The organism is Paenibacillus sp. FSL R7-0313 (assembly GCF_037969885.1).
GTDB lineage: Bacteria > Bacillota > Bacilli > Paenibacillales > Paenibacillaceae > Paenibacillus.
In genome coordinates, this window is sequence record NZ_CP150219.1 from 5,477,021 (window position 1) to 5,491,594 (window position 14,574).

16 protein-coding genes are annotated in these 14,574 nt (G+C 44.9%); 1 reads left to right on the plus strand and 15 read right to left on the minus strand.

Features of this window, described 5'->3' with window-relative positions:
- Positions 1–938: 938 nt before the first annotated feature.
- The 5 genes from NSQ38_RS23610 to NSQ38_RS23630 all read right to left on the minus strand — a co-directional run bounded on the left by NSQ38_RS23610 (position 939) and on the right by NSQ38_RS23630 (position 4,436).
- Complete coding sequence (locus tag NSQ38_RS23610; protein WP_339784319.1) at positions 939–1,136, minus strand: hypothetical protein; 198 nt, start codon at positions 1,134–1,136, stop codon at positions 939–941.
- 32 nt (positions 1,137–1,168) lie between these two features.
- Positions 1,169–1,651 carry a tetratricopeptide repeat protein gene (locus tag NSQ38_RS23615; RefSeq protein ID WP_091031530.1) on the minus strand — a complete coding sequence of 161 codons (483 nt, stop codon included), beginning with the start codon at positions 1,649–1,651 and terminating at the stop codon, positions 1,169–1,171.
- 196 nt (positions 1,652–1,847) lie between these two features.
- A complete protein-coding gene (gene cyoE, locus NSQ38_RS23620; RefSeq protein ID WP_339784321.1) occupies positions 1,848–2,705 on the minus strand; it encodes a heme o synthase in 858 nt (285 codons plus the stop codon).
- Positions 2,706–2,861: 156 nt separating this feature from the next.
- Positions 2,862–3,428 carry a hypothetical protein gene (locus NSQ38_RS23625; RefSeq protein WP_036609022.1) on the minus strand — a complete coding sequence of 189 codons (567 nt, stop codon included), beginning with the start codon at positions 3,426–3,428 and terminating at the stop codon, positions 2,862–2,864.
- Positions 3,429–4,082: 654 nt separating this feature from the next.
- Entirely contained in the window at positions 4,083–4,436 is a 354-nt protein-coding gene (locus tag NSQ38_RS23630; protein ID WP_338594080.1) for a DUF3243 domain-containing protein, read from the minus strand.
- Positions 4,437–4,682: 246 nt separating this feature from the next.
- Between NSQ38_RS23630 and NSQ38_RS23635 the strand changes: the two genes are divergently transcribed.
- Complete coding sequence (locus NSQ38_RS23635) at positions 4,683–4,892, plus strand: hypothetical protein (RefSeq protein WP_339784323.1); 210 nt, start codon at positions 4,683–4,685, stop codon at positions 4,890–4,892.
- 127 nt (positions 4,893–5,019) lie between these two features.
- Here NSQ38_RS23635 and NSQ38_RS23640 read toward each other — a convergent pair whose 3' ends face one another.
- The 10 genes from NSQ38_RS23640 to NSQ38_RS23685 all read right to left on the minus strand — a co-directional run bounded on the left by NSQ38_RS23640 (position 5,020) and on the right by NSQ38_RS23685 (position 14,545).
- Positions 5,020–5,931, minus strand: coding sequence for an NAD(P)/FAD-dependent oxidoreductase (locus tag NSQ38_RS23640; RefSeq protein WP_339784325.1), 912 nt, complete (start codon positions 5,929–5,931; stop codon positions 5,020–5,022).
- Between the two features lie 181 nt (positions 5,932–6,112).
- Positions 6,113–7,684, minus strand: a complete 1,572-nt coding sequence (locus NSQ38_RS23645; RefSeq protein WP_339784327.1) for an S-layer homology domain-containing protein — start codon at positions 7,682–7,684, stop codon at positions 6,113–6,115.
- Positions 7,685–7,838: 154 nt separating this feature from the next.
- Positions 7,839–8,438 (minus strand): nitroreductase family protein, encoded by a 600-nt coding sequence (locus NSQ38_RS23650; RefSeq protein ID WP_036670536.1) that lies wholly within the window; start codon positions 8,436–8,438, stop codon positions 7,839–7,841.
- Positions 8,439–8,585: 147 nt separating this feature from the next.
- Positions 8,586–8,840 carry a hypothetical protein gene (locus NSQ38_RS23655; protein ID WP_133384427.1) on the minus strand — a complete coding sequence of 85 codons (255 nt, stop codon included), beginning with the start codon at positions 8,838–8,840 and terminating at the stop codon, positions 8,586–8,588.
- Between the two features lie 136 nt (positions 8,841–8,976).
- The gene (locus tag NSQ38_RS23660) at positions 8,977–9,825 is read right to left on the minus strand and encodes an AraC family transcriptional regulator (RefSeq protein WP_339790680.1); all 849 of its coding nucleotides are present in this window, start codon (positions 9,823–9,825) and stop codon (positions 8,977–8,979) included.
- A gap of 80 nt (positions 9,826–9,905) precedes the next feature.
- Entirely contained in the window at positions 9,906–10,454 is a 549-nt protein-coding gene (locus tag NSQ38_RS23665) for a glutathione peroxidase (protein WP_076216217.1), read from the minus strand.
- A gap of 105 nt (positions 10,455–10,559) precedes the next feature.
- Positions 10,560–11,039: a GyrI-like domain-containing protein gene (locus NSQ38_RS23670; protein WP_339784329.1), complete on the minus strand. Its 480-nt coding sequence runs from the start codon at positions 11,037–11,039 to the stop codon at positions 10,560–10,562.
- A 128-nt stretch (positions 11,040–11,167) separates the two neighbouring features.
- The gene (locus NSQ38_RS23675; protein WP_339784331.1) at positions 11,168–12,064 is read right to left on the minus strand and encodes a carbohydrate ABC transporter permease; all 897 of its coding nucleotides are present in this window, start codon (positions 12,062–12,064) and stop codon (positions 11,168–11,170) included.
- Positions 12,065–12,080: 16 nt separating this feature from the next.
- The gene (locus tag NSQ38_RS23680) at positions 12,081–12,962 is read right to left on the minus strand and encodes a sugar ABC transporter permease (RefSeq protein ID WP_339784333.1); all 882 of its coding nucleotides are present in this window, start codon (positions 12,960–12,962) and stop codon (positions 12,081–12,083) included.
- 266 nt (positions 12,963–13,228) lie between these two features.
- Complete coding sequence (locus NSQ38_RS23685; RefSeq protein ID WP_339784335.1) at positions 13,229–14,545, minus strand: ABC transporter substrate-binding protein; 1,317 nt, start codon at positions 14,543–14,545, stop codon at positions 13,229–13,231.
- Between the last annotated feature and the right edge of the window lie 29 nt (positions 14,546–14,574).

Genomic DNA, 14,574 nt, shown 5'->3' on the forward strand with positions numbered 1-14,574 from the left:
CTCAGATATTGAATTCATCCATCTCCTGCGTTGTCTCTTCTTGGCGTACCACCGGGCGAATCTCAGTAGATTATACCAATCCAGCTTCGCTAATCTCTTTTGGCTGTATGTATCTTCCGATTTCACCAATATCTTTGAGAATTCAATAAATTCTTTTAGGATCATAAATCTATGGGCATCCACTAGCAATTCAGGAGTTTCTCTCTTGTCACAGAGAGGATTGGAGTAAGAATGATCCCACGCGTTTATTATAAATGAAGGTAACTGAAAGTGTCTCTCGACTTGTTTAATAAGTCTTCTCCATTTAATTAAATTGAAAAAAATTCAAGTGTTAAGTATCTTTCACTTATAAAATGGGTGTGGTGGGTTCGATGGTTTTAGAAGTTGATGATTAAGAAAAGTTTGATTCTCATGCAGCATTCTATGCTTAACTTAGCGAGTATTCCGACTGCAATACGGATTAAGGTGCCGTCTATATTATAATAACTTTTCATCATATCACCCTGAAGTGACGTCCGATTTCATTAAATCCGATTTGTTCAACTAAATCAAACACTTTCCAGAAACTAATTTTTCCATGCGAACCGTAAAACCTCCTTTTTTTATTGAATCCCATAAAAAAAGATCGAGATAGCTTCTCTCGACCTCTTTGTACTACCTAATCAATCATAAGACTCCTTGCACAATCCTACTTTCTTCTCACTACATATCCTTTATCCCTCCAGCAAGTTCAAAATACTATCATCACCTAGGGAGTGAACTGCACCAATCACGATGATACTCCTCTGATCCATTAGATTAACAACAGAATATTTTTCAAGGGTGCAATGCCATCAAAAACATACATATTTACGCGCATAAACATACATTTCTCATTAATTTTGAAAAAGTTTTATCATAAATCATGAAAATATTATCACTAATTGTGACAACGCACACTATCCGTTACTAACAAATTGGATAACACCAAGAGTCAGCAGCAGTACAGATATAATCGCAATCGTGATGCCAAAACCAATCAGGAAGCGCACGCCAGGTGAGCGTTTGCCCTGTTGGCTGCCTCCCAGGTTATCCAGCTTTTTATCAATTTGATCCAACCTTTCATTTACCTGTTTCAGATCTTGATTGGAGTTCATTCATCCATCTCTCCCTTTTCTGTGTATTCGATCTATTCCCACACCCGATCGAGCTGATCTGCGTAGTAACGGATGGCTCTGTTATAGTCATTGATTCTCTTGTCACTTGATGTGTCCGCAAGTTGCACGAGCAGTCTTTGCATCGCTTCTGCATGTTCACCCAGATTATAGAGCACCATGGCATAGAAAACTTCAAATTCCCGGTACGCCGGGAATTCTTTCATCCCTTTTTCAAACCAAACTTTCGCCTGCTCGTACTGTCCAAGCGTTCTGTATGTACTGCCTAATCCGAGTATTGCACCTGCTCTGTCCTCCCCAGAAAGTCCAAGACTCAGTGCCTTCTCATAATACGGAACAGCTTCCCGCTCCAATCCAAGCGAATCATGTGCCCAAGCCAGCTGATACCAAACATTCGCATTCTCGGGTTCCTGGACTGTAATCTCTTGCAAAAGTTCAATCGCTTCCTGCACCTTGCCTTCTTGTCTCCATCGTACGGCCTGTTCCAAATCACTCATGATGTCACTTCCCATCTTGCATTATAATTTCCACATATATGATTCAATTGTTTTATTATACCAAAAAAGCACACTGAAGAATATGTTGTAACAACTCAAGGTTGTCCAAACGCTATTCCATCGTGTGCTTTTTCATTCAATGCAGCCAGCTAGCTTAAGGTGAAATCTCTCTGAAAATGATCTGTTCATCACTTAATTAAGACCATGTCGTATTCGCTACCATGACAATAAATACGAGCATGAGATAATTAACCGAGATCAGAAAGTTTACTTTTGCCCACTTCTCATCATCCTGTGTCTTCAGTCCGCTAAGTGTATGCACGAACCAGATCAGTCCACCGACCAGAGATACAATCAGAAATACCAGACCAACGTAGTCGTAATAATACAACAGAAATACAGCAGGAAGCAGCAGAAAAACATAAGGAATCATCTGAAACTTGGTGCGTTTCACCCCTTTAACCACTGGCAACAACGGGAAGCCAGCAGCACGATACTCCTCTACCCGGCGAATACCCAATGACCAGAAGTGTGGTGGTTGCCACAAGAATAATAGTGCAAACAGCAACCAGGCACCTGCATCAATCTCATTGGTTACAGCCGTATAACCGATGACAGGCGGCATCGCTCCTGCAATTCCACCGAGCGACGTGCTCCACGTTGAACTGCGTTTCAACCACATCGTGTAAATCATGATGTAAGCGAACCATCCAAGCAGTGCCATCCAGCCTGATAACGGATTCACCAGTAGATACAGTACTGCTAGTCCCACAACACCAAGGATAATGCCATAGCCAAGTACAAACCCTGGCTTCAGATGGTTAATGTAATCCATCCTTTTTTTGGTGCGCTCCATCTTTTGGTCCAATTCACGATCCCAATAATTGTTGATTACACAAGCTGAAGCAATAACCAAGGTTGATCCAATCACGACCATGAGAAGAGATAACCAGTTGATATCCCATTTTGAAGCTACCCAGAATCCTACCGCCACCGCAAACACATTTAACCTTAGAAGTCCGGGCTTAGTTAATGCAATCATGTCTTTAAGCATGAGGCTCCTCCTGAACTATGTAAAAACGCCATTCCAATAATGATACATGTACCTACCATTAATTACAATCGCTTTCATGAATTTGTCATAACCAAAAAGCATCCCTCACCGTTCAATGAACAGGAGGAATGCTTGAATGATGAATTTCATCTTATTTTATGGGATGTATTGTTGCACAATTTTAGTAACTTTTCCGTCCTGCACCGTCAGATGATACGGGAATACGGACAGATCAAGAATACGGGTATTCTCATACAATGATTCGAACTTGGATAATGTCACAGGTTCATTCCACTGAATGTCTGCGCCCTGCATCGTACCATCCCGATCATACAACTGCATCAACACTTCAGCATTGGCACTAACCTCAACTTGTTCCTGCTCTTTGCTATCGTTGACAATATAGTAACCATCTGGAGCACCATCTATACCAGCTTCCGGATTGCGCTGTGCAAAAATCGCATCGGCTTCTTCACCCTGATACCAGCCAATCTTGTCCACTGTCATAAACAATTTGCCGTCTTCTATATGCATACCTTCAACATAGGCTGTAAACATCTCGGAGTTTGCAACTTGAGCTTCTTTCGCAGAAGGTTGTTGAGCGTCCGTACTACCTTGAGCATTCGCAGGGGTAAGTAAATATGTAGTCAGCACAATCATACCAAGTAAAGCAACAACTGCACCGATCATTCCTAGTTTCCATTGTTTTGTCGCGTTCTTCATAGGTAACATCTCTCCTTAATATGAACGTTACTATTCCTTAACCGGAAGTCTTGCTTCTCAAACGCTCATGTGAACTATCGATTCCAACGTTCTTTCTTTTCCTATCATACTTCGAACAGGGATTATAAAAGTATCAGCCAGATTAAAAATAGTTACAATGTGCGTCATCACTCCTGTCTGTAGTCTCCGTAAACGGCAATAACCCCTGAAGGCATCGCCATTCAGAGGTTATTTACTAGGGTGTGTCTTTTAAACTCAGGCAAGTGATACGTTGAAGGATGTCTGTGTCCCAAACATCTTGAAGTCCAAGCTGCCTAGTCCTGACGGTTGATCCATACAACTAAGGAACCGAGGAAGTCTTATTTGGCCTTCTGGCGCACCTTTTATTTTGTAAGGAACATGAGACACGTTATTTTCCAGAATTCCCTGAAAACACGCTAGCAACGGCTGTTTATACCAATATAGCGTGTGTCAGATTCCTTAGATTGCTGCGGGGCTTTCAAACCCCTGAATAAGACGTTACAGGTTCGTTAGCGCCCCGCTCTATGCCCTGCTCCAGACACGTTCAGAGTTACACTCCGGCTTATGCAGGGTATTTGACAGGTTTGAAGACCTGCTCAAAATATTTCTTATGCTTACGCATAGATGTTGATCTTAATGATTTGGTGTGGAGCTTTGTGCCAATCGAACGAGCATGTGAGCCAACATGTGACGTTCCTCTTCCTTGCCGACATTCCACAGCTCCTGCAGCAGTTTTTCTTCACGATTACGGGGTTCCTCCCGAGCTGCCAGATGATCCGCTACTTTCTCGGCAATTTTAGCCATCTGCTCCTCACTTAGTCCGATCGATTCACCCATCGCAATTCGCTTACCCAGGTATTCTTTGAACGCATCAAAGTTCTGTAAAATCTGTTCTCTTTCTTCCGGCGCAATCTTCTCGATTGCATTGTCCACCTTGTCAGTTGAAACTTGGCCATCTTTATGGATTACATGATTTTGTTCATTCATCTGAATAACCTCCTGTATAATAGTTGTTTATTGGTTTTAAGCTTTAAACTTAATACTCATTGGTTATCTATAATATAAACGTATTGCAGAAGTTTAATCAGTACGTTCAATTCTGTATATATCTTCTATATATGAACAAGTACGCGTTTCAAAAGAACTACAGCGGTTAATCGTTTACATATACGTAACGGTGTTTGGATATGTTAATGAACACCTTATACAATATCGAACCAGGAGGGATTTCCCATGCGTGATAAAACCAAACATGAAAAGACAAACGATGAACTTGAACCAGGAGTGAATACCGTTATCCATCCAGACAAAAATAATCCCGGACCAACCGATATGATCGAAGGCGTGGTTGGCGATATCGTGGACAACATTCGCAAAGATTTCTCCCATGAATCGAAGGACAAGACGTCCTCTTCCAAGTCACAGGATTCATCAGACAAATAAGTGTAATCCTTTTCTCCCTAGCAAAAGACAACTCAAAAAGTCCTCCTGCCACATGCATGGCTTGGGAGGACTTTTTGGTAATGAACGATTGAATAATCAAACTCATATCTGGAGGTGAAATTCAACGTTAATCCTTGGTCATCTGCTGTAACGCCTTATGAATCCAGATCGCGGCAATGGAACCTTCACCCATCGCAACGGTTGCTTGTTCTGCGTGCAGTCCCAGATCCCCGGCTATCCATACATTATTCGCTGCCTGCAAGCTACGTGGATCAGCTTCCACATGTTTATTATCTGCGATTACAGCTCCCAGTTGCTCCGCCAGTTCATAGTGGACACGATTGCCTCCAAATGCGATAAACCCACGCTCAGACTCAAAAATCTGTCCATCTTCGGTCAGAACACCGGTGATATGGCCATCCTCAATCTGTTGTACTTCCTGAACAGCCGCTTCCAGATAACGAACGCCCGCCTCTTTCATGCTGCGATGAAGCTCTGCAGATATGGGGGCCTGCTCATGATTGATATATAACAGATCATTCGTACGCTGAATTAAAATCATCGCCATATTGGCACCTGCTTCGCCAGATCCCAATAGTACCGTACGTTGATCCTGAATCTCATAACCATCGCAATCAGGGCAGACATAGACTGTTCGGCCCAGCGTTGGGGTTAGTCCTGGAATATCTGGCACTCTATCTGAAAGCCCTGTTGCCAATAACACGGTTTTACTCCTATATTCAGCGTCTGAAGTACCGAACAATTGAATCTTCTCTCCATGACGGCCCGCTTTAACAATACGGTCTTTCTCAAAAGATACACCCGTCCGCTCTGCCTGCATCCTGCCTCGGGCTCTGAGCTCTTCACCGGATACCCCATCGGGGAAACCGAGGATATTATGATAAGTCCTGCACAACGTCGATCTGCCTTCTCCCGCGTCGATTACCAACACCTGATGAGCTGAATAACGTCCAAGCTGAATGGCTGCCTGAAGCCCTGCGAGCCCTCCACCTACAATTATGCAATCAACCTCTCGCATGCTCCTTCTCCTCCTGAACTTCCATTTATCTAATTTAATTAAACAGTTTGTCCTTATATACATTAAACCGTTCAGCCAAGCTTAAACGATTCCTCATATTGCTTATCTTATACCAAAACAAACAGACCCAAACCATCCGGCTGTATCCCGGTCCGCTTGAGTCTATAAGATTCATGAATGTTTAGAAGTTATACGATTCAAATCGCGAAGCATTCGAAATGGCGTTCCATACATCAGCTGTTTCGCCGCCCATATACCAGTAAGCCAGTCCGGCAATCTGCCGCTGCTCACTCATCAACACTTTGGCCGATAAAGAACGACTATCCTCTGCCCATATATATCTTGGCATACCGTTACTGTTGTACCCAATAATATATTGAACCAGACTTGCATCCCACCGTCTTACAGATCCCGTGGTATGCGCACGCGTTCCCTGTTCTGACAGTGTAATGTCCCAAGAGCTGGTTGCCGGATTCACTGAAGACCAGTCCCGTGTATATAGCGGAAGGGCCAATATAGTTTTGGCACGTACCACCTCGGAGAGCATGGTATCCAGTGCCTTTTCCACCCATGGAAGAGACGCCACTGATCCTGCTGTCGGATCACCGTTCCAGTGTTCCTCGTATCCCATCAGCACCATATAATCCGATACAGCGCCCAGTTTGGCATAATCAAATGCATCCGTCCAATCAGTACCCAGGTCTGGCGAAACGTCCACGGACACCACAGCACCGAGTGCGTGCAACGTAGCCGTCAAAGAGGTCACAAATGTCGTTAACCCTTCACGATCCGCAGGATCAACATTCTCGAAGTCCACATTAATGCCGTCCAGTTTATAGGTTTTGACATAAGCGGCTACCTGTGAGATCACTGCCGCTCGGTTGGCTGAGCTTGATAACATCTGATGGGTAAGTGCCGAATCGGAACGATTCCCAAGTAATGGCCATAACTGCCTGTCTGTGGCGGATGCCCAAGAGATCAATGCAGGGTCCGCGTGATCTGTTACTTTCATACTGCTGTTCAGGAAAAACCAGCGCGGGACAAGCGTATTCACTTCAGACTGTTCCACTTGCTTCTTGAATTCAGCTGTAGTGGAGTTGTATTGCCAGCCCAACTGAACGCCAAGTTCATCCCCACGTTGTAACTGCTCAGACCATGTTTTCTTTTGTAAAATGGCATCGAGCATTACGGCTGCTTCTTCTCGCGTTACCTGGTCATGCGGTCGGAACACGCCTCCACTTCCCCGCATCAGTCCAAGCTGGTATACCGTCTGCACATAGGGACGTGCCCAGTCCGAGATATCCGCTGCGTCGAAATACGTTGAAGATAAGAGTGCGGTCTCTACGGGTTGTTGTTTCAACATTCGCACAAGAAGGGCAGCCGCTTCTTCACGTGTAATGGAAGCATTAGGCTGGAACGTTCCCTGACCCTTACCCTCCAGAATAAAAAGATTCGTCATGGCAGCAACGTTGCCGTAATACCAAGCATTCATGCTTATATCCTGATAGGGATTTATATTATTTTTAACGGGCTTCAAACCTAGCAATCTCACCGCAAACGTCGCAAATTCTGCACGAGTAACGGCCTTCTTCGGTTCAAAGGTAGTCTCTGACGTACCTGCAGCAATGCCTTTGTCCTCCAGATGTGTAATGGCATCCTTCGCATAACTCGTACGCGTATCCTGAAATTGTTGCTGTACGGTTGCAGCTTGAATGGTATTGCTGTATCCAGCCACCGATCCAAGTGCTAACATTCCGCATAAAGCAATTTTCCATATCCGTTGGTTCGTTATGTCTTTTAATCTATTGTTCACATTAAAAAGCCTCGCTTCATTGGATTACGATCAACTATCATCGTATCAAATTGAAGCGAGGCCGTATGTGGTTAAATGTTGGGAAATGCGAAGCTTACTTGTGTACTTTTACGCGCTCTTCAATGGGTTGGAATTCTTTCTCACCCGGTGCTGCCGTTGGTTTACCAAATGGCATCTGAGCGATCAATCTCCAGTTCTCAGGGATGTTCCATTCTTGCTTCACTTTCTCGTCAATCAACGGATTGTAGTGCTGCAAAGATGCACCCAGACCTTCTTGTTCCAGAGCAGTCCAGATTACCAGTTGCAACATACCGTTGGATTGGTTAGCCCAGATTGGGAAGTTATCTGCATAAGCTGCAAAATTTTGTTGAAGCTGTGCGATCGCATTGTTATCTTCGAAGAAGAGAACCGTACCATATCCGCTGCGGAATCCAGTCATTTTTTCTGCTGTGGATTTGAAAGCTTCTTCATTGCCTACCACTTCACGCAAAATTTCTTCTGTGTGATTCCACAATTTATCATGTTGTTCACCGAGCAATACAACGGCACGGGATGTTTGTGAGTTAAAGGAAGTTGGTGTATATTTCACCGCTTCTTCTACGATTTCCTGGATTTTAGCATCCGAAATTGTAGATTCCTTGCTGATTCCATAATAAGATCTTCTGTTTTTCAACGCATCAAAAAAAGTTGTCATTCTTATTCGCCTCCCAAATTTTTTTTCAATTGCCAACATAGTAACTATAATATAGTAACATACATTAGTCAACAAACTAATTTATTTTCACTAAATATACATTCACCGAAAACATTTCAACAAGTTTGCCCACAACAGCAATTGGAATTATCCTTCGCCCGTCTTTTTGCGATAATCCGCCCGGTATTTCTCTTCCGTAGACGAGTTACTTTTTGTCTGATCTTTATTCTTCTCTTCCTGAGCTTCCATATTCAGATCTTCCATTGGAATTGGATCTACAGTCTGTTCTTCTTCATGTCGGTCAAGCAGACTTTCGTGCTCTGTCTTATATTGTTCAGGATTGTCATGGGATTGTTCCTGATGGGTATCGCTGTTATTTTGATCCGGTGTGCGCTGTTTCATTCATATTCGCCTCCTCTGGGTTCATTACCTTTCTTTACCTGTTCTGCGTGTCCTCTAAACACAGTGGTATGCATTCCTCAAACGAAAATCAACAAAAAAAGCCGACCAGACAAGCTGGTCAGCTCACAGAGGGCTTCTAGGATTGGCGATGCAATTGGGTACGGTACAGATCAGGCGAACATCCCACACTTTGTTTGAACATCCGACTAAAATGCGAAAGGCGTTTGAAACCGGACAATCGACTTGCTTCTGTCACAGTAATCTCTGGTTGGAACTGAAACAAAAGCTTCGCCTGATTGATGCGACGGTCATACAGGTATTTGAATATTGTCAAACCTGTCATTTCCTTAAACATGCCTGCCAGATATGGCTTGGATAGATGTAATTCCAGTGCCAAATCATCCAGACCAATGTCCTTCATATAATGGGTATCCACATAACGAATAATATGCTGGACATGCCGCTCCCTCTCCGATGAGGGAAGTTGTTCTTCGACATCGCCCTGGCAGATCTCTGCTACAAAATACAACAGATCACACAGTCTGACATTCATTCGCTCCTGCCTGAAATTGCTCTGACTTTGAGACAGACGATGAAGATCATGCAATAGAGCTTCGAATTCAGAACGGCTATCACCCATCAGATTGACCCGGCAATTTCTTAGTTCTTCAAATGGCCTCAAGACCTCAACCATACGGTCCGGATGCAGGCTGCTGCGAATGGCAGACGGATCAAAATGCAGTGTGCTTCGCTCATAAGCACTGCCTGGTTTCGGATGTGGTCGATGAAGAGTCAAGCCATGCATCAACACCAGATCACCCGGCTCCAGGTTATATACCCGGTCTCCTATGATATAGGTACATTCTCCATCATGAAAATAATAAATCTCATAATGTGGATGGGAATGGAATCCATCTGACTTGCCCGGGTCAAACGTGCTGGTGGAACGGTAACTATACTCCAGTGAAGCACTAAATTGCATCATGCTCGGCACATTCATGCACCTCCTGTTCGGAAGAGGGAAACGATTTGTGTCATGCCCCTGTAGGATATATGAAAGTGAAATTATAGAAGCTGTTTAATACTCTCTTGAATCTCGTCGATGGAGTCGATAGGTTCGAAGCGTCTGACCACACGCCCCTCTGCATCAATCAGGAATTTCGTGAAATTCCATTTGATTGCATCGCCGTGTAACCATTCTGGTGCCTTCTCAGCCACCATTAATTTCAATAATTTGGCCTGTATATCTGTTTCATCAAAGCCAGCAAAAGGCCCTGATCTTTTCAAAAAGTCGTAGAGCGGGTGTGCCGCTTCTCCATTCACATCCAGTTTGGAGAACATCGGAAATTTCACACCATAGTTAATCTGGCAGAACGATTCCGCTTCCGAACTGCTTCCAGGCTCTTGCTCTGCAAACTGGTTACACGGGAAACCAATAATCTGAAGCCCTTGATCCTTGTACTGGTCATACAGCTTCTGCATGTCATCAAACTGGTGCGTATATTTACATTTACTTGCCGTGTTTACGATGAGCACAGGTTTTCCTTCATATTGATAGAGTGGGAAACGCTCCCCACTGGTTCTGGTTACGGTAAAGTCGTAGATGGTTGGCATAAGTCTAGTGCACCTCGCGATAGTTATGTAGTCATACAGCATCATATGTCATTGTTAATTATATACGAAGTTTGAACTATTGTATTGGGGAAAGATTGCCGAGATTTACGATTGCAAAGCTACATATATATCAATCTCATTGTTGGGACTTTCGGGTTGGTAACGCTCATCCCAAATTTCAAAATCATAATCTTTCGGTTCATGTCCCGTCTCACCAAACCACTGTCCATATATATAATCGTATGTATCACCAATCTCTGACTCAATTCCTCGATGCGTGCACGTTACATACTGGCTGTCAGGCACGTCATGACTTATCATCTCTGATGGGATGTTATCCAAACTAGTTACTTCATATCCTATTAGATGTGTGAACTTATCAACCTTTGCGTTAAAATCCTCATGTATCGGATACATCTGCATCAATATGACGTTGTCATTTTTTCGATGTTGAATTTCCTTATTTCTCTCAACAAGCTTATGAAAATGGCTTTTGCCCAGCCCTGATTCGAACTCTTCAACGGTCGCTTCGATTGAATATCCTACAACGTGAAAAGCAGGCAATGTGATGACTTTCACTTCCATGAGAATCGCCTCCAATAGATAAACTCAGATCATGGATTAATTCTCCCTTTTAACAGAAAACCCTTCTGCCGCGAAAATCTCTTCGTTCAGCAAAAGGGTTATGATATGGGATCACAGTGACAGCAGCTTCAGCCCTTCACGGCACTTCCGGCCACGCCCTGGATAATATAATGCTGTCCCACCAGGAACACGATGATCATCGGAATAATACCTGCCGTGGCAGCGGCCATCATGCCGTTGTAATCCACATTGTTCTCCAGAATAAAGTTCTGTAGTCCGAGCGGCACGGTGTACAGGTCTTTGTCGATCAGGAACACAAGCGCATTCTCATAGTCATTCCAATGCCAGGAGAAATCAATGATCGCCAGTGTAGCCAGCGCTGGCTTCGCCAAGGGCAGAATCAGCCTGAAGAATATACGCAGGTGACCGGCACCGTCAATGAACGCAGCTTCCGAGATCTCTGAAGGCACCGACAGGAAAAATTGCCGAAGCATAAACACCCCAAAGATCGTGAACATTCCAGGCAGGATCAAGGCCCAATGCGTATTATATATGCCGACCCACTCAAACATCAGGAACTTGGGCACAAAGAGCACCTGCGGCGGCACCATCATCATCGAGAGATAGATCAGGAAAAGAGTCTCCCGACCTTTGAATTGAATCCGTGCAAAGCCATAGGCTGCAAACGCCGAGAGAAATACAGCTCCGATCGTGCTAATTAGCGATATTTTCAACGAGTTCAGATAATACGTGGCAAAGGTATCCACTCCGCTCCAGACCTTGATATGATGCTCCCAGTTCAAGCTGGAGGGTATCCACTGGATGGGATAGGTGAATACGTCCGCAGGAGATTTGAACGACGTGCTGATCATCCAGATGAACGGCATAATCATCAGCAGGGCAAACCCGGACATCAGAAGTGTCAATATGATTCTCCGAATTTGCGTCAAGGACTCCCTGCGGACTTTCACTTTAGGTGAATGTGGAACTGTGGGTTTCAGGTTCACAGCATTTAATTTCTCCATAACGATCCCTCCTCTCCTAGTAGTGAACCCAACGTTTCTGACCAAGCCACTGCAATACAGTAAAGATCATGATGATGGCAAAGAGCGCCCAGCTAATGGCAGCAGCGTATCCCATCTCGTAGTAGCGGAAGGCATTCTGGTAGATAAACAGCGACAGCACGGTTGTACTGTTACCCGGCCCACCCTGAGTTATGGCCTGAATAATGCCAAAGTTTTTGATCGTCATAATCAGTCCTGTAATCAGCAGCAAAAAGGTCGTTGGGCTCACAAGTGGCCAAATCACGTGGCGAATGGTCTGCCAGGGACGGGCTCCATCTATCCTTGCCGCCTCAACCAGCTCCTCCGGGATTTCCTGCAAAGCGGCCAGATAAATAATCATGTTGTACCCCAGCATGAACCAGATCCAGATGATATCAATCGCATACATGGACCATTCGGTTGTTGATAACCAGCCGGGTGGATTCGTAATACCGATTCCCCGCAAGAAGCCATTAATGGGCCCCGATGTTGGCTGAAACAGCAGCATCCAGACAAAGGCGATGGCAACACCGCTGGTGATGTAGGGCATGAAATAGAGAGCACGCAGCGTTTTTTGCCAATACACAGACTTGTTCAGCGCCACCGCCACGATAAAAGCCAACCCCATCGATACCGGAACCGCCAACAGAAATACAAATGTATTTCGCAGCGCCACGCCAAACAGATCATCATTCAACATCCGGCGGATATTGTCCAGCCCGACGAAATTTGTCTCCGGGCTCATGAATTTGTAATCAGTGAACATGAGATAGAACGAATAGACAGCCGGTATAATAAAAAACAACAGCACGCCAATCATATTGGGCCCAATAAACAGATACCCGAGCCTGCTCTGCCGTTTCATCCAGGATTTATACATATGCTCCCCACTCCTTAACATCTGTTCTGGAATTAAGCATAACAAGATGTCCTCTAACATTTAAGGAACATAACCCTGTACCTGATATCACAGATATATGTATTTCGGCAGTGCCTTTCGGGAGGAAAACAACATGGAATTGTTCTATTACCTTTAGTCCGGAAAGCCCTAGCTAATGCCATACATCTAATGCTGTATTGTTCTATTGCTTATATAGAAAAAACCGTCCCATTGGGGACGGCCTTTGGACTCATTACTTTTGCATTCTATTTATTCTGCTTCAGCCAGTCATTATGGCGTTTGACCATGTTCTGTACCGTAACTTCGGCAGTCTGGTTACCAAGGAAGAACTTTTCATACTCCTGTGCACGCAGATCGACCACTTCCTGCGCAATGCTGCGGACAAACGTAGGTGTCTCGTCACCATACAACACAAATTCCAGTGACTCTTTATCATAAGAATCGGCATAATCGCCCAGCAGGTGATCAATAGCAGTCTGTTGATCAACCGCATTTGAGGAAGGCAAACGTCCACCCGCAGCCATCGGCATCATTCCCCCATCGGCGTACCATTTCAGGAACTCCCATGCGGCTTCTTTGTTTTTCGACTTGGAATTGATCGCGATAAAGTCACCAAGTCCTCCACTCTTCACCATATCTGCTTCTTGTGCAGCCAGTCTCGGTACAGGTGCAAAGGCGATTTTCCAATCCCGCGGGAACTCGGTCATATTGTTTGATGTGCGAATCAGCCATTCGCCGATATTAATCATGGCAGACTCACCGCCAAGGAACATGTTTTCCACCGGCATTTTGGAAGTCAGCTGCTCTCCGAGCGGAGGGGTAGTTGCATCCTCCTTCATCATTCCGTTCAACGTCTCCAGCCATTTAGTGACAAGCGGATCATCGAGGTTAGAAGTACCGTCTGCCTTAACATAGCCGTTCTTCACCAGAACGGAATCGAGCGGGTCTACATAGGAAGCGGTATGCTGAACCAATCCGTACTTGAAGCCAGCCGTCTTCAGTTTGAGTGCATACTCACTGGCTTCATCCCATGTCCAGGCTTTCGGTACACTCAGTCCGGCCTGATCAAGCGCTTTCATATTTAAAGCGAAGAAGGCAGCGTTTTTCTTGGTTGGCATCCCGTAATATTTGCCGTCCACTTTCCAGGAAGCCGCATCTTCACCCATTTTCTCATCAATGTTGTAATCGGTGAACTCTCCCAGGTCCAGTGCTGTCCCACCCTTGATGCGTTTATCGAGGTTCGTGAGAGTGTAATTGACATATAAGTCAACGTTCTGCCCGGTGGACAGCGCCGTATCCAGCTTCAGGTTGCCGTCGTCATCATTCACAAACCGCACATATTCCACCTGAATATCAGGATGCTCCGCATTCCAGGTATCCACCACTTCCTGTGGACCATTCTCGGGCGGCACCGCGCCCCACATGGTGAGTTTCACTTTTCCCGCGGCCGCTCCACCTCCGTTGTCCCCACCGTTCGTCTCATTTTTACCAACACAGCCGGCAAGCAAGCCCAGCATCAGCGCACCTACGATTAACCCCGTTAATCCTTTTTTGATTCTCATCTGGTCACATGACCTCCCTGAATTGAAGT

Excerpts from the sequence above, each read along its gene's own strand:
- NSQ38_RS23610 (WP_339784319.1), bottom strand. The coding sequence starts at position 1,136 with ATGAACTCCAATCAAGATCTGAAACAGGTAAATGAAAGGTTGGATCAA.
- NSQ38_RS23615 (WP_091031530.1), bottom strand. The coding sequence starts at position 1,651 with ATGAGTGATTTGGAACAGGCCGTACGATGGAGACAAGAAGGCAAGGTG.
- cyoE (WP_339784321.1), bottom strand. The coding sequence starts at position 2,705 with ATGCTTAAAGACATGATTGCATTAACTAAGCCCGGACTTCTAAGGTTA.
- NSQ38_RS23625 (WP_036609022.1), bottom strand. The coding sequence starts at position 3,428 with ATGAAGAACGCGACAAAACAATGGAAACTAGGAATGATCGGTGCAGTT.
- NSQ38_RS23630 (WP_338594080.1), bottom strand. The coding sequence starts at position 4,436 with ATGAATGAACAAAATCATGTAATCCATAAAGATGGCCAAGTTTCAACT.
- NSQ38_RS23635 (WP_339784323.1), top strand. The coding sequence starts at position 4,683 with ATGCGTGATAAAACCAAACATGAAAAGACAAACGATGAACTTGAACCA.
- NSQ38_RS23640 (WP_339784325.1), bottom strand. The coding sequence starts at position 5,931 with ATGCGAGAGGTTGATTGCATAATTGTAGGTGGAGGGCTCGCAGGGCTT.
- NSQ38_RS23645 (WP_339784327.1), bottom strand. The coding sequence starts at position 7,684 with ATGTTAGCACTTGGATCGGTGGCTGGATACAGCAATACCATTCAAGCT.
- NSQ38_RS23650 (WP_036670536.1), bottom strand. The coding sequence starts at position 8,438 with ATGACAACTTTTTTTGATGCGTTGAAAAACAGAAGATCTTATTATGGA.
- NSQ38_RS23655 (WP_133384427.1), bottom strand. The coding sequence starts at position 8,840 with ATGAAACAGCGCACACCGGATCAAAATAACAGCGATACCCATCAGGAA.
- NSQ38_RS23660 (WP_339790680.1), bottom strand. The coding sequence starts at position 9,825 with ATGATGCAATTTAGTGCTTCACTGGAGTATAGTTACCGTTCCACCAGC.
- NSQ38_RS23665 (WP_076216217.1), bottom strand. The coding sequence starts at position 10,454 with ATGCCAACCATCTACGACTTTACCGTAACCAGAACCAGTGGGGAGCGT.
- NSQ38_RS23670 (WP_339784329.1), bottom strand. The coding sequence starts at position 11,039 with ATGGAAGTGAAAGTCATCACATTGCCTGCTTTTCACGTTGTAGGATAT.
- NSQ38_RS23675 (WP_339784331.1), bottom strand. The coding sequence starts at position 12,064 with ATGGAGAAATTAAATGCTGTGAACCTGAAACCCACAGTTCCACATTCA.
- NSQ38_RS23680 (WP_339784333.1), bottom strand. The coding sequence starts at position 12,962 with ATGTATAAATCCTGGATGAAACGGCAGAGCAGGCTCGGGTATCTGTTT.
- NSQ38_RS23685 (WP_339784335.1), bottom strand. The coding sequence starts at position 14,545 with ATGAGAATCAAAAAAGGATTAACGGGGTTAATCGTAGGTGCGCTGATG.